This is a genomic window from Burkholderia sp. PAMC 28687, assembly GCF_001577465.1.
Taxonomy (GTDB): Bacteria; Pseudomonadota; Gammaproteobacteria; order Burkholderiales; family Burkholderiaceae; genus Caballeronia.
In genome coordinates this window covers 979,134-997,843 of sequence record NZ_CP014506.1, presented here as the reverse complement: position 1 = coordinate 997,843, position 18,710 = coordinate 979,134, and the positions used below count along the sequence as shown (strand labels likewise).

General features: G+C 58.1%; 20 protein-coding genes and 1 pseudogene. 13 read left to right on the top strand and 8 right to left on the bottom strand.

All coding sequences use genetic code 11. The annotated features are described in order from the left end of the window. Positions 1-24: 24 nt before the first annotated feature. From AX768_RS19885 to AX768_RS32085, 6 genes are all read left to right on the top strand, one after another. Entirely contained in the window at positions 25-1,383 is a 1,359-nt protein-coding gene (locus tag AX768_RS19885; RefSeq protein ID WP_062001779.1) for a CoA transferase, read from the top strand. A 284-nt stretch (positions 1,384-1,667) separates the two neighbouring features. After that, positions 1,668-2,555, top strand: coding sequence for an NAD(P)-dependent oxidoreductase (locus AX768_RS19880; RefSeq protein ID WP_062001778.1), 888 nt, complete (start codon positions 1,668-1,670; stop codon positions 2,553-2,555). Next, complete coding sequence (locus tag AX768_RS19875; RefSeq protein ID WP_062001777.1) at positions 2,552-3,481, top strand: AEC family transporter; 930 nt, start codon at positions 2,552-2,554, stop codon at positions 3,479-3,481. The genes AX768_RS19880 and AX768_RS19875 overlap by 4 nt, the downstream gene beginning before the upstream one ends. Positions 3,482-3,558: 77 nt before the next feature. Further along, positions 3,559-4,509: an alpha/beta hydrolase family protein gene (locus tag AX768_RS19870; protein WP_062001776.1), complete on the top strand. Its 951-nt coding sequence runs from the start codon at positions 3,559-3,561 to the stop codon at positions 4,507-4,509. A 257-nt stretch (positions 4,510-4,766) separates the two neighbouring features. Then, complete coding sequence (locus tag AX768_RS19865; RefSeq protein WP_197672659.1) at positions 4,767-5,480, top strand: CTP synthase C-terminal region-related (seleno)protein; 714 nt, start codon at positions 4,767-4,769, stop codon at positions 5,478-5,480. An 83-nt stretch (positions 5,481-5,563) separates the two neighbouring features. After that, complete coding sequence (locus AX768_RS32085) at positions 5,564-5,962, top strand: VOC family protein (RefSeq protein ID WP_082779029.1); 399 nt, start codon at positions 5,564-5,566, stop codon at positions 5,960-5,962. 213 nt (positions 5,963-6,175) lie between these two features. Here the strand turns inward: AX768_RS32085 and AX768_RS19860 are convergent, their stop codons facing one another. The 4 genes from AX768_RS19860 to AX768_RS33790 form a co-directional block, all read right to left on the bottom strand. Beyond that, entirely contained in the window at positions 6,176-6,526 is a 351-nt protein-coding gene (locus AX768_RS19860) for a LysE family translocator (RefSeq protein ID WP_144022051.1), read from the bottom strand. Positions 6,527-6,875: 349 nt separating this feature from the next. After that, the gene (locus tag AX768_RS19850) at positions 6,876-7,499 is read right to left on the bottom strand and encodes a glutathione S-transferase family protein (protein WP_062001772.1); all 624 of its coding nucleotides are present in this window, start codon (positions 7,497-7,499) and stop codon (positions 6,876-6,878) included. A 26-nt stretch (positions 7,500-7,525) separates the two neighbouring features. Next, positions 7,526-8,359, bottom strand: a complete 834-nt coding sequence (locus AX768_RS19845) for a PhzF family phenazine biosynthesis protein (RefSeq protein ID WP_062001771.1) — start codon at positions 8,357-8,359, stop codon at positions 7,526-7,528. Positions 8,360-8,384: 25 nt separating this feature from the next. Next, on the bottom strand, positions 8,385-8,531 hold the full coding sequence (locus AX768_RS33790; protein ID WP_155524287.1) for a hypothetical protein: 147 nt from the start codon (positions 8,529-8,531) through the stop codon (positions 8,385-8,387). A gap of 525 nt (positions 8,532-9,056) precedes the next feature. On the opposite strand from AX768_RS33790, the gene AX768_RS33785 reads away from it, so the two are divergent. Next, the gene (locus AX768_RS33785; RefSeq protein ID WP_231941543.1) at positions 9,057-9,338 is read left to right on the top strand and encodes a GntR family transcriptional regulator; all 282 of its coding nucleotides are present in this window, start codon (positions 9,057-9,059) and stop codon (positions 9,336-9,338) included. Positions 9,339-9,353: 15 nt separating this feature from the next. Here the strand turns inward: AX768_RS33785 and AX768_RS33780 are convergent. Both AX768_RS33780 and AX768_RS19835 read right to left on the bottom strand, forming a co-directional pair. Next, positions 9,354-9,692: pseudogene (locus AX768_RS33780) on the bottom strand (MFS transporter); the annotation flags it as partial. A gap of 190 nt (positions 9,693-9,882) precedes the next feature. After that, positions 9,883-10,314 (bottom strand): nuclear transport factor 2 family protein, encoded by a 432-nt coding sequence (locus AX768_RS19835; RefSeq protein WP_062001769.1) that lies wholly within the window; start codon positions 10,312-10,314, stop codon positions 9,883-9,885. Positions 10,315-10,439: 125 nt separating this feature from the next. Here AX768_RS19835 and AX768_RS19830 point away from each other — a divergent pair, with 125 nt between their 5' ends. Both AX768_RS19830 and AX768_RS19825 read left to right on the top strand, forming a co-directional pair. Further along, positions 10,440-11,150: an ArsR/SmtB family transcription factor gene (locus AX768_RS19830; RefSeq protein WP_062002352.1), complete on the top strand. Its 711-nt coding sequence runs from the start codon at positions 10,440-10,442 to the stop codon at positions 11,148-11,150. Positions 11,151-11,539: 389 nt separating this feature from the next. Beyond that, positions 11,540-12,289 carry a sulfite exporter TauE/SafE family protein gene (locus AX768_RS19825; protein ID WP_062001768.1) on the top strand — a complete coding sequence of 250 codons (750 nt, stop codon included), beginning with the start codon at positions 11,540-11,542 and terminating at the stop codon, positions 12,287-12,289. 250 nt (positions 12,290-12,539) lie between these two features. Here the strand turns inward: AX768_RS19825 and AX768_RS19820 are convergent, their stop codons facing one another. Further along, the gene (locus AX768_RS19820) at positions 12,540-13,070 is read right to left on the bottom strand and encodes a hypothetical protein (RefSeq protein WP_172811989.1); all 531 of its coding nucleotides are present in this window, start codon (positions 13,068-13,070) and stop codon (positions 12,540-12,542) included. 368 nt (positions 13,071-13,438) lie between these two features. Continuing rightward, on the bottom strand, positions 13,439-14,326 hold the full coding sequence (locus tag AX768_RS19815) for a LysR family transcriptional regulator (RefSeq protein WP_062001766.1): 888 nt from the start codon (positions 14,324-14,326) through the stop codon (positions 13,439-13,441). A 176-nt stretch (positions 14,327-14,502) separates the two neighbouring features. On the opposite strand from AX768_RS19815, the gene AX768_RS19810 reads away from it, so the two are divergent. The 4 genes from AX768_RS19810 (at position 14,503) to AX768_RS19800 (ending at position 18,677) form a co-directional block, all read left to right on the top strand. After that, complete coding sequence (locus tag AX768_RS19810; protein ID WP_062001765.1) at positions 14,503-15,936, top strand: N-acyl-D-amino-acid deacylase family protein; 1,434 nt, start codon at positions 14,503-14,505, stop codon at positions 15,934-15,936. Positions 15,937-15,997: 61 nt separating this feature from the next. Further along, positions 15,998-16,270, top strand: a complete 273-nt coding sequence (locus tag AX768_RS33775) for a hypothetical protein (protein ID WP_231941416.1) — start codon at positions 15,998-16,000, stop codon at positions 16,268-16,270. Beyond that, complete coding sequence (locus tag AX768_RS19805; protein WP_231941415.1) at positions 16,245-17,249, top strand: MFS transporter; 1,005 nt, start codon at positions 16,245-16,247, stop codon at positions 17,247-17,249. Before AX768_RS33775 ends, AX768_RS19805 begins: the two co-directional genes overlap by 26 nt. 21 nt (positions 17,250-17,270) lie before the next feature. Next, complete coding sequence (locus AX768_RS19800) at positions 17,271-18,677, top strand: amino acid racemase (protein WP_172811988.1); 1,407 nt, start codon at positions 17,271-17,273, stop codon at positions 18,675-18,677. The last annotated feature ends 33 nt before the right edge of the window (positions 18,678-18,710 follow it).

Sequence of the window (18,710 nt, the reverse complement as noted above, 5' to 3'; positions counted from 1 at the left end):
GAGGGCAGCGTGACGAATTTATCGATGAGATTTCTGGAGACCGCCTTACAGGCGCTTCAATTCCCCACCGATGCGCTGACGCGTGTCACCTCGGAAGGCTCGGGCGAACTCACTTCTGCGTTCCCTGTCGCCGACTTTGCCGCTGAAGCAATAGCGGCAGCCGGCGTCGCGATCGGGGAATTGCTCAAGATGCAGCTTGACCGCGCGCCCGAGGTCGTCATCGACCGAAGACTTGCTTCGCTCTGGTTCGGCTGGTCAGTTCAACCCGTTGGCTGGACCTTGCCCGCCGCCTGGGACACGATCGCCGGGGACTATCGAACCCGCGATGGCTGGATCAGACTGCATACCAACGCGCCTCATCACAAAGCGGCGGCGCTGAGTGCGCTGCAATGTGCCGACAACAAGTCTGCCGTGGCAGGCGCAGTCGCAGGCTGGTCCGCCGAAGAACTCGAAACTGCGGTCGTCGAGCAGCAAGGCTGTGCCGCCGCGATGCGAACCAGCGACGCATGGAAGGCCCATCCTCAAGGCAAGGCAGTGGCATCTGAGCCGCTGATTGCGTTGTCGTCCGTCGCCGCTGCGACCGACCCGCCAGCGTGGCAGCCTGAAGAAGCGAGACCGCTTGCAGGCATGAAAGTGCTCGACCTGACCCGCGTTCTTGCGGGTCCGGTCGCAACCCGCTTTCTTGCGGGATATGGTGCGGACGTCTTGAGAATCGATCCACCGGGATGGGACGAGCCGGCTTTGATACCCGAGGTCACGCTCGGCAAGCGCTGTGCACGACTGGACCTTGAAACGCCACATGGTCGGGAGATATTCGAGCAGTCATTGTCGAAGGCCGATGTGTTGGTTCATGGTTATCGGCCCGACGCCCTCGATCAACTGGGCTACACAGAAGCCGCGCGCCGCGCAATCAACCCAGGACTCATCGATGTGTCACTCGACGCCTATGGATGGAGCGGTCCGTGGAGTGGCCGCCGAGGCTTTGACAGCCTGGTGCAGATGAGCTCAGGAATTGCGCATGGCGGCATGCAATGGAAACAGGCGGATCGTCCGGTGCCGCTGCCCGTTCAAGCGATCGACCAGGCAACTGGCTATCTGATGGCTGCGGCTGTGGTCCGGTCTTTCATCTGGCGCCTCACAGAAAATCGGGCAACGACGGCCAGGCTATCGCTTGCGCGAACCGCGCAGTCGTTGATCGACCTGCCTCGGACGCCAAGTGCGGCTGAGGGTTTGACTATAAGCAACGGCGACTTTTGCGCTTCGCTCGAGCAGACAGAATGGGGACCGGCGAAACGCTGCAGATCGCCTGTGTCAGTGAACGGCGTAGCTCTGGCCTGGCGGCTTCCGGCATCGCGCCTGGGCTCTGCCGAACCGGGTTGGTAAAGCGAGCAGCCGTCGTTTTGTGTCCCGGACGTTGAGAAATTTCGCGAGCTGGCGGCGAATTGTCGGCGACTGAATGGCCACCTCATTGATACCAATCGGACGATCGCTCAAGCCGCTTGGTCTGATGGCTCACCGCCCCTTACGAAAGTCCAAAGAAGGTTGACGTCGGGATTCCGCGGAACGGACGTATTATGTATCGTAATGTGCGATATCAAAAAATATCGTTTTTCTAATTCGAAAGTGAGGAATACAGTGCGATGCACCTAAGTGATTGACGGAAGACCATGACAATACAGACGGTCGGTTTCATCGGGCTCGGCGCAATGGGAGAGGCCATGGCGCTGAACCTGGCTACAGTCGGCACGTCGCTCGTGGTCTGGAATCGCACTCAGGCGAAGACCGGGACGCTTGCCGCTGCCGGCGCATGGGTTGCACGAGATGCGGCGGAGGTTTTTACGCGCGCCTCGACAGTCATTCTGATGCTGGTCGATGGCGCCGCCATTGACGCGGTACTCGACCGTGGCGGTCTCGACTTCGCATCCCGCGTACGCGACCGTACGATCGTCCACATGGGCACGACCTCTCCGGCCTATTCACGTGGCCTGGAGGCCGAGATCCGCTCGGCCGGCGGGCGCTACGTCGAGGCGCCCGTCTCGGGATCGCGCAAACCTGCCGAAGCGGGGCAACTTGTCGCCATGCTTGCCGGCGACGCGGTTACCGTGGAAGCGCTCCGCCCGCTGCTCGCTCCCATTTGCCGCGAGACCATGGTGTGCGGACCTGTTCCCAACGCCCTTCTGATGAAGCTGTCGGTCAACCTGTTCCTGATCGCACTCGTCACCGGGCTAGCCGAAGCCGTGCATTTCGCCGAGCGCAACGGCCTAGATCTCAGCCAGTTCCTCGCCGTACTGAATGCCGGGCCGATGGCAAGCGATGTATCTCGTGTAAAGGCGCCGAAACTCATCGACCGGAATTTCGCGGTTCAGGCCGCGATCTCCAACGTGCTGGAAAACAACCGCCTGATCGCCGAGGCGGCGCGTGAGAACGGTATTGCCTCGCCGCTGCTGGACGTCTGCCACGCACTCTATGGCGAAACACTGGCACTTGGTCTCGGAAAGGCCGACATGGTCGCTGTGCTCACGGCAATCGAAGCGCGCAGCGGCCTGCAAGAATGATCGGCTTCTTTCTGCTCAGCTTGCCGGTCTTCGGAGTCATCGGAGTGGGATGGGCAGCCACGCGTGCGCATCTCCTGACCTCGGGCGCACTGGATGCGCTCAACGTATTCTCGTTTCGTTTTGCGCTTCCAGCGCTGGTTCTGCGGCTCATCGCGGCGCAGCCGCTGCGTCAGACATTTAATCCGAGCTTTTATGCGGGCTACCTTGCGTCTGGTGTAATCGTCTTCGTGCTGGTTCTGCTCGCATCTCGTTTGGCCGCTGCGCGCACGGTCGCGGCGGCGGGCGCGCATGCGACCACTGCCACCGTCAGCAACCTGGGTTTCCTCGGGCCGCCTCTGATGCTCGCCCTCTTCGGCGAGCGTGGGGCGGGCCCGCTGGCGATGGCGATCCTCGCAGAGATCATGGTGCTTCTTTCGCTCGGCGGCGTGCTCATGGGCGCGAATGGCAACGCCAGGCATGGCATCGTTTCGCTGATCCTCCGGGGCACGATGTTGAATCCGGTCGTTGCGGCAATCGTGTTGGGCGCCGTACTTGCAGGCACGGCCGTCGCACTGCCTGATGCGATCGCGCGCTTCCTCGCGTTTTTGGGCGGCGCAGCCGGTCCGACGGCGCTCTTCGCGCTCGGGGGCGCCCTCGCCTTGCAGCGTCTGGACCGGAACACCGCCGTTGCCGCATGCCTGATCAGTCTCGTGAAACTATTTTTTTATCCGCTGTTGACATGGCTTGTTCTCAAGTACGTTTTGAAGCTTGAACCGTTCTGGGTACAGGCAGGCGTTCTGATCGCGTCCTTGCCCTCAGCCGGAAATATCTACGTGCTCGCGCAACGGTATGACGCCGATCCGCCACGGGTGTCGGCGGCCATTCTCCTGTCTACCATTGCCAGCGTAGTTACGTTTCCGTGTGCGGCCCGGCTCGTTCTTCATTGAGACTCGCCTGACCTGGAAGAGCGAATCGATGAACAGGTATTCGAGCTATCCGCTAAACCCTCACAGAAGAGAAAAAAATGAATGAGGTCCAGCCTGCGCCGATCACGATACATGCGGAGGACGGCTACCCGCTGAAGGGCCAGATATGGCTCCATCACGACGCGCCTGATGCTGGCGGACCCCGGCCCGTGGTCATCATCAAACCCGCCACATCGGTCCGATGCAGCTATTACTCACGCTTCGCCGCGTTCCTGTGTAAGCACGGATTCAACGTCGTTACCTATGATTATCGAGGCATAGGCGGTTCGCGCCCGGCGTCCCTCCGCTGCTTGCAAGCAGGATGGCTGGACTGGGGACGTCTTGATTTCGAAGCGGTATTGCAGATGGCATTCAGCACGTTTCCTCACCAGCCCGTGCAAGTCGTCGCGCATAGCATAGGCGGCGTTCTGGTAGGACTGGCCCCATCCAATCATCTGATCGACCGCGTTTTCACCATGGGCGCCCAATTCGCTCACTGGCGCGACTATGCCAGTCATAAACGATTAGGCATGCTGATAAAATGGCACGCAGTCATGCCGGCATTCACGGCCATTCTCGGCTATTTCCCCGGTGGCATGCTCGGCTGGATGGAAGACACGCCGCGCGGGGTGGTACGCGACTGGACTGCGCGCGAACCCCGTTTCGAGGATGCGTTCCGGAATGGTCCCCATGCGTTGACGGAGGAGGAGCGGGCGAAACTTGTCGAGGGCTTTGCGACGTTTCATGGACCCATGCTCGCACTCAGCGTAACCGATGACGAATTCGGCACGGCTTCGGCAATCGAACGTTTGCTCGCCTACTTCCGGAACAGCCCGATTACCCATTTGCGTATTGCCCCGGAAACGATGGGGTATCCCGAGATAGGCCACTTTGCATTTTTCCATAGCCGCTTCGAAGCTTCGCTATGGCAGATCCCGCTCGAATGGCTGAAAGCCCGCTCGGTGCGTACGGACCTTGCGGGGTTTATCGTCAAGACTGGCGCCCGATGACTTGCTCTTTGCAAGAGCAAAAACGAAACCGCGATGCAGACCGAGACGAGGCCTTTACTGCAGCTTGTCGGCGCTTCACGCCTTTCAGGAAGTAACGCATCAATAATGGTAGCTATCCGCGCAGACTCCATGAACATCAAGGGAACTCTCTAAGTCGGCCGTCCGCTAGAATGTGTGCGTCGGCATGGTCTCGAAAAATTCGAAGTCACAGCAGGGCGCGAAGGGCAGACCACGCTGTACTCGCACACTGCAGATCAATGAAGAGAGCAAAAAGGATGCAAACAAAAGTTACTGTCGCCCTGGTCGGTGACTATGATGATTCGGTGCCGGCTCACTTGGCTATTCCGCACGCTTTAAAGCGCGCGGCCGACACGATGCAGATCGAAGTCGATTTTGAATGGATTCCGACTGTCGAAATCGCATCGGTTTCGCGTATCGCTTCGTTCGATGGAATCTGGTGTGTCCCCGCGAGCCCTTACCAAAACATGGAAGGCGCACTCCTTGCCATTCGCCACGCCCGAGAAAGCGCAACTCCGTTCCTTGGTACCTGCGGGGGATTTCAGCATGCCATCATTGAGTACGCTCGCAACGTGCTTGGCTGGGCGGATGCAGAACATGCGGAAACGGCGCCGGGCGCCGCGCGCGCAGTGATTTCACCACTTGAATGCGCCTTGGTTGAAACCATGGATCTCGTGCGTTTGTTTCCAGGCACTCACATCGCTGCCGCCTATGGAGTCAGCGAAATAGCTGAGGGCTACCGTTGTCCTTATGGACTTAACCCCGAGTTCAGAACGTCGCTGGTTTCAGGCCCGTTACGGGTCGCCGGAGACGATGCGGCAGGCGACGTACGTGTTATCGAAATGGTTCAACATCCGTTTTTCGTTGCGACACTTTTTCAACCCGAGCGCGCAGCGCTCAGGGAGCAGCCTGCACCGATCGTCAACGCGTTCGTATCGGCATGCGCAGCATGACGTCACGCATATTGCACCGCAGAGCTACCTTGGACTAAGGAGATCGCAGCCGGGAACCAACGCCTGTTGCAAGGAACATGACAATGATTTCACACGTATTCGTGGGTATTACCGACTTTGACCGTGCCTTTACGTTTTACTCAGCAGTTCTGGGAGATCTGCGACTCCAGTTGAAGTTTTGTGAGAGAGATAAACAATGGGCGGGATGGATGGCGGAGTCCACCCCCCGTCCCCTGTTCCTGATCGGCCGGCCGTATGACGGCAATTCGGCACGCAGTGGAAATGGCCACATGATCGCGTTGCTTGCTCCTGATCGCAGCGCAGTCAATAACGCGCACGCCAGTGCTCTCGCGACTGGAGGCTCATGTGAAGGCGCACCCGGCTTGAGGCCCCAGTATCACCCGCACTACTACGGCGCATACTTTCGAGACCCGGACAGAAACAAGATTTGCGTTTGTTGTCACGACGCAATGCAACCATAGCGAGAACACGCAGTTGCAAAACACTTGCTTCAGCCGTCAATATTTCATCTCCGCTTTTTCATGTGCGCTATACCAAGACACAAGATATGAGCGTCGTGAATTTATTGCTGGAAAAGATCTGCCGTCCAGCCTTGGAATGAACTCCAGCGTCCCACGCTTCGACCTCACGAAAATAGCTCGATCAAATATGCTGCTCTGCTTAATAGCCAATCGCTAGTTGTGTTGAGCCGATCGAATTCCGGCAAGGTTGTAACTCCGGCGTTTTGGCTTTTCCCGGCAGTCAATGGTTTGACGTGTTGCTGCGGCAAGGCGAATACCCATTCCCACGAACGTCGCTCCGATGACGCGGTTAAGCCAGCGGCTGACGATCGATCGCCTTCTGAGGGAATGCGCCACCATGGCCGCGCAGCATGCCACGACGGAATCATTGAGAAAGCCCAGCAATACCATTACGCTGCCGAGCACAAAAAATGCGGCGGTTTTTTGCGGGCTGCTCGTTTCAACAAACTGGGGTAAAAACGCGACATAAAAGAGAAGTACCTTCGGATTCGTTACGTTAGTCATGATTCCGCGCAACAGCAACGCCCCGAGGGGAACGCGCCAAAACGACACCGCGCGATCGACGACGTGCCCATCGCTTCTGATCAAAAGCGTTCGTCAAGCGGATTTCGGCGGATCCATCCGTGTCAATAATCAACCAGATTCGGTCGCCGCGTCACAGGCGAATCACGTCCCCTCGCTGAACCCGAGATGGCATTCCTCCAACTCCAACCTTCCATAGGGTGGCTGCCGTGCCCGCCGGATCCCTTTCACGCCGAGTCGTAAGGAGATATCCGCTTCAACCAGTTGTATGACGCGGTGAAGTGAAATCACCGATTCGTTCGCAGCGTCGTAAATGCGATGTCGCGAGACGTCACGGGTTGCCATTTCGCCCATGCAGCAGGAACGCCGGACGCTGGCTCAAGCGTTCGAAATAGGCGTGCACAGCGGGCAGATCCGGACGCTCCATTGGCGTCATATACCACCGGTTCGTGGACAGTCCCAGCACCACGTCGGCAAGCGTAAAGCCATGACCCGCTGCGAATGCGCCGGTTTTTTCAAGCTGCGCGTCGAGCATCCGCATGTGTCGATTCCAGTTGGCGACGCTCGCAGCAAGCACGTGCGGATCGGTGTGCGCAGGACTTTTGCGAACCAACGCCATAAAGGCAAAGCGCCACGCGTTGTTCAACTCCGTGGCCTGCCAGTCCATCCATTGCTCGACGCGCGCCCGACCTTCAGGATCCGTCGGCAGAAGGTCGCTTCGGCCGTTACGGCTCGCGAGATATCTGCAGATGCTGTTCGACTCCCACAGCACGAACGACCCATCCTTGATCACGGGCACCATTGCATTGGGATTCAGCGCCACGAATTCTGGCGCTTCAGTCGACCTGAAACCTGAACCCCATTGCTCGTGCTCATAAGTCAATTCCATCTCGGCACACAGCCAAAGCACTTTGCGCACGTTGATGGACAAGGACTTACCGAAGATTTTGAGCATGGTAGTCACCTCTTTAACATGGCCGTTCAGGATGGAATGATCCGCGCGGTACCGGAGACGCGGATCGAACTGCCCAAGGCCGGAGTGATTTCCGCTCGCAGGCAAGAACGCATACCCATGTCTTCACCTTGAACGACCTCGATGGCACCCGCATGCGGCCACCGGATGTCGCGCAGGTACCCGGCGAAAGCAGCCGTTGCTGCGCCGGTTGCCGGATCTTCGTACACGCCACCATAGGCGAACGCATTGCGCGTGTTGAACCGCTGCTGTGTCTCAGCGTGCCCCAGCAGGACGGTTGTCCATCCTTCCTGGATCATTAGCTCGCGACCAGCATCGAAGTTGTACTTCATCGCCGCCAATGTCCGGCGGCTCTCGAGCATCAGCACGAGATGATCTGCACCTGCATGAATGAGGGCGGGCGGGATCCTGGGGTCCAGGTCGTCGTCCGTGAACCCGAACAGACGCAGCGCCGCGGAGACGAGCAGGGCCGGCGCCGGGCTGCTGCGCGTGGGCGGAGATTGCAGGGTGGCCAGGATGAGGTTGCCGGTGCGCCGTGCCTCGACGGTTATCTCAGCGTGGTTGAGCACGAGGGCGAATGCACCGTCGCCATGCCTCAGTGCCATCGCCGCGCCGAGGGCGATGGTTGCATGTCCGCAGAACGGCACTTCTGATGCCGGTGAAAAGTAGCGAACCCGCCAGCTACTGCCAGCCTCAGCGGCAAAAACCGTCTCGGAGAATCCAACTTCCGCTGCGATTCGCTGCATTTCGGTACTCGTCGGAAGTTCATCGGCAATGACGACGCCTGCGGGATTCCCCCCGGCGTCCCCGTCTGAGAATGCAGCAATCTTGAGGACATTCATTCGTTGTTCCCTGGTTCCTGATGTGTCAAGCGAGACAGCATGCCGTAAGCGCGTCCGCCGAGCGGCGCAGCAACATTGCATTTGCTCCGAGCACGACGGCCTGACCTTCGATCAACGCTACCCGAGGGTCGCGCGGCACGACGCCTTTGGAGGAAAGCCGATCCACGTCCATGTTGAGGCCATGGAAGAACCCGTCAAAGGTGTGTTCCCAAGCCTTCTTTAAAGCGGCGTCTCCGTGCGCTTAGCGCAAGCAATCGCAGGCGGCAAATTCTGTGATCATCGTCGTATCCATCCGAGCCAATAAGCCGCCGTAGCAGCAAGCAACCGCCCCATCTTCAATGACTATCGTACCTCCGCGCAGCAAATGCCGACGCTTTCCATATGGACGCACTCACCGATCAGCGTGCGTACGGTCGCTCACTCGCGCAGCGACGCTTGGCCGGCGCAAAAAAGCGTATTCAGGCGTGCGGCAATCCCAGGCAGAAGGCCATTCGCAGTAGAGGTCTGGCAAATCTATATGGTTTGCCGGCCAATGTTAATATCCAATTCAAAATTGGACCTACGAACGGAACCCGACATGGCGGTGACTGCAACGCTGGACAATCTTGGTTTCCAGCCCAATCCCGACGCTTCCCAGCCACTCTACGTTCAATTGACTGTGGCCCTCGCTGACGCAATCCGTACCGGCCGCATCTGAGTGGGGTCGCAATTGCCATCAGACCGCTCTTACACCGGGCAACTGGGCGTCAGCCGTACCACCGTCACTGCCGCCTATCAAGAGTTGAAGGCCTGGGACCTGGTACGGGGGTATGTGGGGCGAGGGGCAATCGTCGTCACCGACGACCCCGATCGAGCGTCCACTGATAAGCACCCCGATGAGCGCGCCAAGCGCGACGATCGCAGTCACTTGTCCGAGAGGATCGAAACGGCCGACCTCGGCTGGCCTTTCGTCACTCGCAATGTGCCATGTCATCCATAAGCCGACTAATCCGATCGGTACATTCACGTAGAAGATGCTGCGCCAATCGAACAGATGGATCAGAACACCGCCGATCAGAGGACCAGCCGCCATCGCAACCCCGCCGCAACCAACCCATATGCCGACTGCGCGTGCCCGCTGCTCCGGATCTGGACAGGCATGGTTGATGAGCTTCAGCGAGCACGGCACCAGCATGGCTGCGCCCACTCCCTGCAGGACACGGGCGGCAATGAGACTCGGCAAACCCGGCGCTAACCCGCAGATCGACGAGGCGAGCGTAAACATCACCAGGCCGGCAAAGTAGACGTTTCGCGCCCCCCAGCGATCGCCTAACGTGCCACCCGTCAGCAGCATGCTGGCGAATGCCAACGTATAGGCGTCATTACCCATTGCAGACCCGCGATCTGGGTCGCCATCGGCGCTGAAATGCGATCCAGGGCGACATTGACGATCGACGTGTCCAAAAGGACGACAACGTAGCTGACGCTGGTTGCCGCCAGAACCCAACGTTGGAGAGCGCCGTTACTCTCCGAATCCGGCGCGTTCACGTGGCGGGCTCGTCGAGGGCGGCAACGAGCGCCTTGAAACCGACCCAGCCCCAGTAGACCCGATGATGGGCGATCAGCCCGTGGGTGATGTCCATCACCTCTACAAGATCGACCTGATCGCCTTGGGGCGTATTGCGTGGATACTCCCAGGTGAGTTGCCGGCCATTGGAGAAGAACGTTCCCGTTCGATACCAGCGACCCAGATCGTTCTGCAACTTATTCAGGCCGGCCTCGAAAAATGCCCCGATCTCGGATTTTCCCTTCAGGATGCCCTGCGCTTTGTCTTTCAGGGTCGCCAGGATCAGAGGGGTTTCAAGGATCGCGTCTTCGGCATAGAGCGCCATCAGGCCGTCGAGATCGCGCCCGAGGATCGTTTCGTGCCAGCGTTCGTAGACGTGGAGGATTTCGGCATCGTAGCTTTCGGTCATTGTTGACTCCCATCGTGAGCATGATCGAAAGTCTAAGGTGGGTTCGATGCAAGATGTTTCGACACGTATCGAAACATGCGAGCAGCGTCGGTGCTATCTTGACCGGACATCCATGGAGTTCGCCGATGAACCCGCAACCGAATATCGCTTCCGCCGCCTTCTTGATCGCCGATCCGGCCCGTGCTGCCATGCTCATGAGCCTGCTCGACGGACGTGCCCGGCCTGCCGGCGAGCTGGCCTTTGCCGCCGGCGTAACACCACAGACCGCCAGTTCGCATTTGGGAAAGCTTCTTGCGGGCGGCCTGCTGGTAGTCGAAACGGAGGGCCGGCACCGCTATTACCGGTTGGGCGGCTCTCACGTCGCCTCAGTGCTGGAAAATCTCGCCTCTATCGGCGTGACAGAAGTCATGCGACGCAAGCCCCCAAGTAAGGAGGCGCAAAGGCTTCAGTTCGCGCGCTGCTGCTACGATCACTTGGCGGGGCGCATCGGTGTCGCTATCACTCACGGCCTGCTAGCACGCGGCTTCCTGATTGCTTCGGCAGACAAGCGATACGACATGACGCCAGATGGCATCGAATGGTTTTTCCGCATGGGTCTGGATGTGACGAGACTCAAGCCGAGCCGCCGCGGCCTTGCGCGCCAGTGCCTCGACTGGACCGAGCGGGAGCATCACCTCGCCGGCCCGCTGGGTGCGCAATTCATGAGCTTGCTATGTTCCAGCGGCTGGCTGCGGCGCTCTGAATCATCGCGCGCTGTTCAGGTTACGTCGAAAGGATCGAATGGCCTTAAAGAACAGCTCGGCGTTGATACGGGCTCGCTTGCAATTGCCACCTGACGTCTGGAAGCACAACCAAGCGAACGGCTGTAACTACCTCACACCGGTCCTGCAATACCCCGAGGCTTAGATGCAGTCCCGGTTCTCATCACGGCGCATTTTTTCCGCCAGAAACAACCGCATATCGATCGAGTCGAAACGCAATAGTCTGCCTTCGGCTTTGTCTAAGTCTGCCATCGGAAATGCCCGATTGTGAAGAGCATGAATGGCACTTAGGATACTTCACGCAAGACCACTCTTTAGTTAGGTAATCGCGCAAGAAAGACGGACACAGGCCAACGCTTTGGTCAAAGCCGCTTCTTGCGTATCTGATCGCGCCCGTAACCTTGGCAGTGTCATCGGACCAACCAAATTCTGTTCACGCGAAATATTCCAAGCCAAGGAATCAAATGAATGATTACTTTTCTCCGACCGTCCTGATCATCGCATTGACCTTTTTCTTCGCCGGCGGCGTCAAGGGGGTGACAGGAATGGGATTGCCTACCGTTGCCATGGGTATCCTCGGCGTGGTCATGTCGCCCGTCAGCGCCGCGTCGCTTTTGATCATCCCGTCTTTCGTTACCAATTTCTGGCAGCTCTTCACAGGGCCGGACTTCGTTTCGCTAATCAAAAGGTTGTGGCTCATGATGCTTGGCATAGTGGTGGGCACCATCGCCGGCTCATCGCTTCTGACGAGCGCCAGCACTAGATGGACAGGCGTTGGACTGGGCGCCGCCCTGGTGTTCTACGCCGTACACAGTCTCTTGGCAAAACCATTGTCGGTGCCGGCGCGTACGGAGCGCTGGTTATCGCCAGTCATTGGGCTGATGACAGGCGTGATCACCGGAGGAACGGGAGTATTTGTCATTCCCGCTGTCCCTTATCTCCAGGCACTCGGCTTCAGTAAGGACGACCTGATTCAGGCACTGGGACTATCTTTCACGATCTCGACCATAGCGCTTACCGCGGGACTGGCCCGCGGCGGAGCATTCCATCCTGGAAATATTGCGCTGTCCACAGTTGCTGTCGTCCCGGCGCTGCTAGGCATGTGGGGCGGGACCGCAATTCGCAAGCATATAAGCATCACCACCTTCCGCCGCTGGTTCCTGATCCTCCTCGTCGTCCTCGGCCTTGAACTCGTTGTTCGGCCCTTTTTCTGATGTCGACGATGCTGCACGGCCAGGTAGACAGCTGACGCAGACCAAGCCCCCGTCCTATCAGCGGAGCCCGCACCTTTTATGCAGCGACATGGCGGGCTTGCCGCGAGGGGAACGATCGAGCGTGATTCCGCGCAAGCCCGGATTGTGGCCGCGCTCGATGCGCTTGCTCGTCAGCTAGGCGGGCACCAAATGAAGCATTCGCGCTTTGTTCGGTTTTGCGCTGTCACCGTGTAGGCCACTAAAACTCCCGTCAGCGCATGGTCGCCACGGTATGAAATGCCTGCAGGTCCGCCACCTTCCGGTCCGGGCGAATCCAGAGTGTCATGATCGCGCCCACCAGAAGAAAACCAATCGCGCCGGCAAAGGGCAAGGTCCAGCTTCCGGTGCTGTCGATGATCGCCCCGAACACGATCGGCGAAATGATGGTCGCAATCGCCGCGCCAAAATTAAGCATGCCGCTCGCAGTGCCCGCTTCTCGCGGTGCAACGTCCATTGGAACAGCCCAGATCGGCCCGATGGTCAATTCGAGGAAAAAGAATGCTGCGCTCAGGCACAGCGTGATCGTCATGACATTGTGGCTGATGAGGACCGGCACGAAGAACGCAAGGCCGCCAAGCAGGCTGACCGCAATCACGCCCTGCCGAGCCAGCGTGATGCGGCCAGTGCGCTTGAGAATGAAGTCGCTGATCAGTCCGCCCGATACATCGCCCAGCACGCCGGCCAGAAACACGCCCGATGAATAGATAGCCGAGCTCTTGATGTCGAGGTGCTGCGACTGCATGAAGAAAATCGGCATCCAGCTGAAAAACAGCGTGTTTGACCGACCATGCAGAAGTAGACGGCAATGGTCGGCCGCATGCGCTTGAGGATCGCCCACCAGGAAGAGGGCCGGCCGAGATTCGTTGAAAATCCGCCGCATCTCTGCTGCGCGATTTATTTTTCAATTGAAATCTCTTTTCAGTGAGTGATCTCTGCAGTGCTGAATCAACAAACCCGTACGCGTGCATCAGTCCTGTCACATGCAGATAACCACAGTCAGCAGGGATCCGCGAGTTTGGCCGGGAATCGACCTACTTGCTTTGGAAGTGCCTGCTAGTTCGGGTCATGGGTTTCGCGTGTCGCTGTAAATTTAAAGCAGAATCGCGTCGCTTAAGCCTTTTCGTGTTGTCCGAGCAGCCACTGCCGAAAAATCTGCAACGATTTCATTTGCGCTGAAACCTTCGGATATACGAGGTAGTAACCTTTGGGGTAGCACCAGATCTGGTCCGACATGCGTTCCAGTTTTTCCGCCGAGACCAAATCGTCGGCCATATATGACGGTAAAAGCGCGACCCCCATTCCGGCGACTGCGGCGTTCAGTGCCATCGACATGACCTCATACCTCGGACCATCCCGACCTGCAGCGCCGGCTATGCCTTCACGCTCGAACCACCCTTCCCACGCTTCTGGAAGCGTCAGATGCTGGATCAGTGCTGACTTTGGCGTCCGCGCATCGACCCTTTCACCGTGCATCGCGATCCACGAAGGTGCCGCATACGGCGACAGTTGCAACGGCACCACGAAGTCGTTATGCAGCCCCTGTCGCTGGCCATCGCCGAATTCCAGCGACGCATCCACGGTCGTCGCTCCAAAATCGACAGCGCCCACGCGCGTCCTCAAATTCAGCGTGATTTCACCATGCTCACGCGTGAATTCAGGCAGTCGAGGAATGAGCCAATAATTTCCCACCGATGACCCCACGGACAGCGACAACGAGCCGCCCCGTCCCTTGAGCGCCATGACGTTCACGGTGGCTCGTTCGAGTCGCTGTAGCAGCGGTGCAATCTCAGCGAGGTACTCACGCCCGGCGTCAGTGAGCGCCATGGCGTCGCGGCGTCCGACAAACAGTGGTACGCCCAAGCGTTCCTCCAGTGTTTGAATCTGTCGGCTTATTGCGCCTTGGGTCAGGTGTAGTTCCTTCGCCGCAGCAGTGAAAGACCGCAGCCGCGCGCTTGCCTCGAAGCAAAGCAGCGACTGCGTCGAAGGTGCATGAAACATGATTATCCATGAAGAAAAAGCAGGAATGTTGCGAGCTTTTTCGCGTCCGTTCAGTGAAGCTCGCGGCGTTGCATGAGGTTTCCTCATGTTAACCGGAGGAAAAGTGGTTTGCCAATCAAAATTGGTGAATCGATGATGCTCGCAAGATGCTTTACCGAACTAATTTGGATACTTGAATGTTTGATCTCGTTATAGAAGGCGGAACAGTTATCGATGGCACGGGAGACGCTCGGAGGCGGTGCGACGTCGGCATTCGTGCCGGTGAGATTGTCCAACTTGGCGACCTCAGTGGACTCCTTGCCGACAAACGTTACGACGCGACCGGGCGCATCGTTGCGCCTGGTTTTATCGATGTGCATACCCACGACGACCGCCTGCTGCTTGATGTGGCCGACGGCCCACATCCAAAGCTATCACAAGGAGTGACGACGGTTATCACGGGAAATTGCGGCATCAGTCTCGCCCCGCTCGTATTTCAAAAGCCGCCGCCACCGTTGGATCTTTTAGGCAACGACGCATGGCGTTTTGAACGTTTCAGCGACTACCTGGATGAATTGGAACGCGCTCGGCCGGCGCTGAATGCCGCGTGCCTGGTCGGACATTCCACGTTGCGCGTTCGTCAAATGAGCCGCCTGGATCGCGAAGCCACTCATGATGAAGCCGTGCGCATGTCGAAAGATTTGGAGGATGCGCTCACGGCGGGCGCAATCGGCATGTCGACTGGGCTTTACTATCCGCCCGCTCGACACGCAACGGCCGCCGAAGTCATTGCTGTAGGTGCTCCACTGACTCGTGCAGGCGGTATCGTGACGATGCACTTACGCGACGAAGGCGATGCGATCGACGATGCCATGCGCGAAGCAATGCATATCGGCCGTGCATTGAACATCGATACCGTGCTCTCGCATCACAAGCTCGTGGGTCGTGATAACCACGGCCGCTCAGCTCAAACGCTCGCCATGATCGAGCAAGCGTCCCGGCATCAACCCGTTTGCTTTGACTGTTATCCGTACAACGCGTCGTCAACCATGTTGTTGGCGTCTCGCGTGCGACAGTCGGATGAGGTACTCGTGACGTGGTCGAAAGCAGACCCGACCGCGGCCGGGCAATCCCTGTTCAAGCTTGCGAAAGCCCGAGGCACTGATCCCGAATCCTTGGCAGACGCTTTGTCTCCTGCGGGAGCGGTGTACTTCGCGATGAGCGATGAGGACGTAGAGCGCATTCTCTCGCACCCGATGGCGATGGTAGGTTCAGACGGCTTAGCGCACGACCAGAGCCCGCATCCACGCCTATGGGGCACGTTTCCGCGTGTGCTTGGCCACTACGTGCGTACCCGGCGCCTGTTTTCCCTTGAGACGGCGATCTACAAGATGACCGGGCTGAGCGCGCGCCGCTTTGGCTTGAAGGGCCGCGGACTGATCGCTAAAGGGCATTACGCTGATCTCGTCGTGTTCGACGAAAGTCGCATCGAAGACCGCGCGTCTTTTGAGCATCCGACGCAAGTGAGCGTGGGGATCGACGTCGTGTTCGTCAACGGGCAGCTTGCTTGCGAAAACGGAATATCGATGGACATGCATGCCGGCCAGGTTATCCGGCGACGCGGCGCCTAGATCAACGTTCGATCAGGTTTTTTTAAACGGCGCAATCATTCCCCCTCGCGAGACCAGGCCCATGAACCATCCAATTGAACAAAACGCGATGCCCTCTTCGTCAGCGACTGATTCTGACTCAACAAAAATCACGAATTACCCTGGCAAGAGAAAAGCGTTCGTGCTCGTAATGCTTCTGATTTCGTGGATATTGGCCAATGCCGATCGCATGGCAATGAGCATCTCGATTGTCCCTATCTCGAAGGACTTCAACCTCGATGCTCAGTCTGCGGGTTTACTGTTGAGTGCGTTCTACGTGAGCTTCGCTCATGCAATTGATCGCGGGGCAACTTAGTGACCGCTTCGGATCAAGAACGGTTCTTGTTTTTTCTGTTGCTTGCTGGTCGGTCTTCACAGGACTCACGGGTTTTGCCGCAACGTTCGCCTCCCTCATAGTGATCCGAGTTTTGTTCGGCATCGGAGAAGGCGGGTTTGTACCAGCCAGTACAGTGACGGTTGCCGAAGCATTTCCGCGTGGCGAACGGGCTCGGGCGAAATCGCTCGTTATCGGCGCTTCGTTCCTTGGCAGCGCAGTCGGATCCAGCGCAATCGCCGCATTGGTTCATATCCATGGCTGGCGTTACGCGTATCACGTGTTTGGTCTCGTGGGGATTGTCGTCGCGGTTGTGCTCTGGTTGGCCATCAAACGTGCGCCGCCTCGTCAGAAAATCGCTGGCAAGCTTGCATTCCGCACGGTATTCCGCTCGCCGATGCTTCGAAAGACGATGTTGATCTTCTTCTTCAGCAACGTCGTCTATGTAGCGTTGATCTCGTGGATGCCTTCGTTCCTGGTCAAAACTCGTCACATTGATATCTTGCACGCCGGCCTCGCGTCTGCCGGACCATACGTGGTCGCGTTCGTCTGCCTGAACATCGTTGGTTGGATGCTGGACAAGGTAGGCCAAGGACGCGAGCGACTCTTCATGATGTGCGGCGCATGCGCGGTTGTGGTCTTTTTTGCACTAATGGCCTTCGCCGATTCGTTGCCTTCGCTACTTGTTCTGTGGACACTGTGCCTTGTGGGCTACACCGTCATTTACGGAACTGTCTTTGCGATTCCGCTCAAGCACATGCCAGACGAGTCGGTTGGATCGGCTGCCGGCCTTATCAACTTTGGTGGCCAGGTTGCCGCCGCCATCGCGCCGGCCCTAGTGGGCATGCTGGTCGATCTGAGGCCAGGCTCGTATGTATGGGCATATTCCGCGCTTCTTGTTTCCGGATTGGCCGCGCTCCTTGTATCGCTCACGTGGCGCGCGAAGCCAGCGGCTCATTAAGTCATGGAAGCGAGGTCCGGCATGAATCCAAAAACGCTCGGTGTGGCGAGCAGCTCGAGCGGTTCGCGGAGCCTTGACTTGATGTCATGTCTCCTGGACAACCCGATTGTACGAGAGAACAGTGACGATTTCCGATTTGTCACGGAGCAGAGTCTCTTTCTTGATGTTTCGAGGCAGGCATCTTCTGTTGCCGAGGTCGCGGCCCAGAAGTTTCGCCTACTAAAGGTGTGTCAATCGCTCGAAGCGCGAAGCGTCGACAGAATTTTAATTCCTGATTTCGAGGCTTATACGTTCCTCGATCAGTTGACGTCGGAACTTGATGTGCCGGTCATTGACATGATGGTTGCCATCCGCGAACACCTCGCGACAGTCGCCGCGCCGGGAGATTCAATCGGCATTGCGACGTCAGATTGCGTTCGTCAATCGGAATTGTTTGAGAGATATCTGTCCGACACATATCGCGTCATACATTCTTCATTTGGCGCGCTGCAGAAATCAGGCGGATCTGGCACTGCGAAAAGCGCGTTGACGTTCAGCGATGAAGTCTGCGCTGAATTTAAGCGACAAGGTGCTTCGATCATCGTTGCGACCTTCTCTGAACTTGTGGCAGCCGGCTCCGGATCCACTCAAGGAGTTGAGGTCGTGGACGTTCACCGGGTCTACGCGGACTTCGCGATCCGCTTCTGTGACGACCAAAGGAAGGTGCGTTTCAAACTAGGAATCGTCGGTGGTATCGGCCCTGCTGCCACCGTCGATTTCATGGACAAGGTCGTACGCAACACGGTCGCACGCAGAGACCAGGATCACATCAAAATGCTTGTCGAACATAACCCTCAGATTCCGGATCGAACTGCGCATCTTTTGCATCAAGCAGAAGACCCGACGCTCGCGCTGTACGCAACCTGCGTGCGGCTGGAGGCGGGTGGAGCAAGCGCCATTGCGCTGCCCTGCAACACCGCACACGCGTTTGTCGAAAGGATTCAGCCATACCTCGGCGTCCCGATCATCAACATGCTCAGAGAGACTGTTTCCTACATCGTCGATCGATTTGGTGCTGGATGCACAGTCGGACTTCTCGCGACGTCTGGAACCGTCGCAAGCCGCATCTATCACAACGTCTCGGAACGTGAACTCGACGTTCTCACGCCCGAACCTGAGTTCCAGGAAAAGGTTATGGCCGCGATCTACGGGCCTTGCGGTGTGAAAGCCGGCTTCACCGAAGGGAAGTGCAGGGAAGACCTGATTGCTGCGATAAAGCATCTCAGCGACCGCGGCGCGAAGGTCATGATTCTCGGCTGCACCGAACTGCCATTGATCATCGGGCAAGCGGACGCTTTTGACGTTGGTGGAGTGTCAGTGACGATCGTCGATCCTACGAACGTCCTTGCACAACGCTGCGTTCTGATCGCTAACGCGCTTGGCAATTAGCAATAGTCAACGAACGCTGTTGGTGGTCTGACA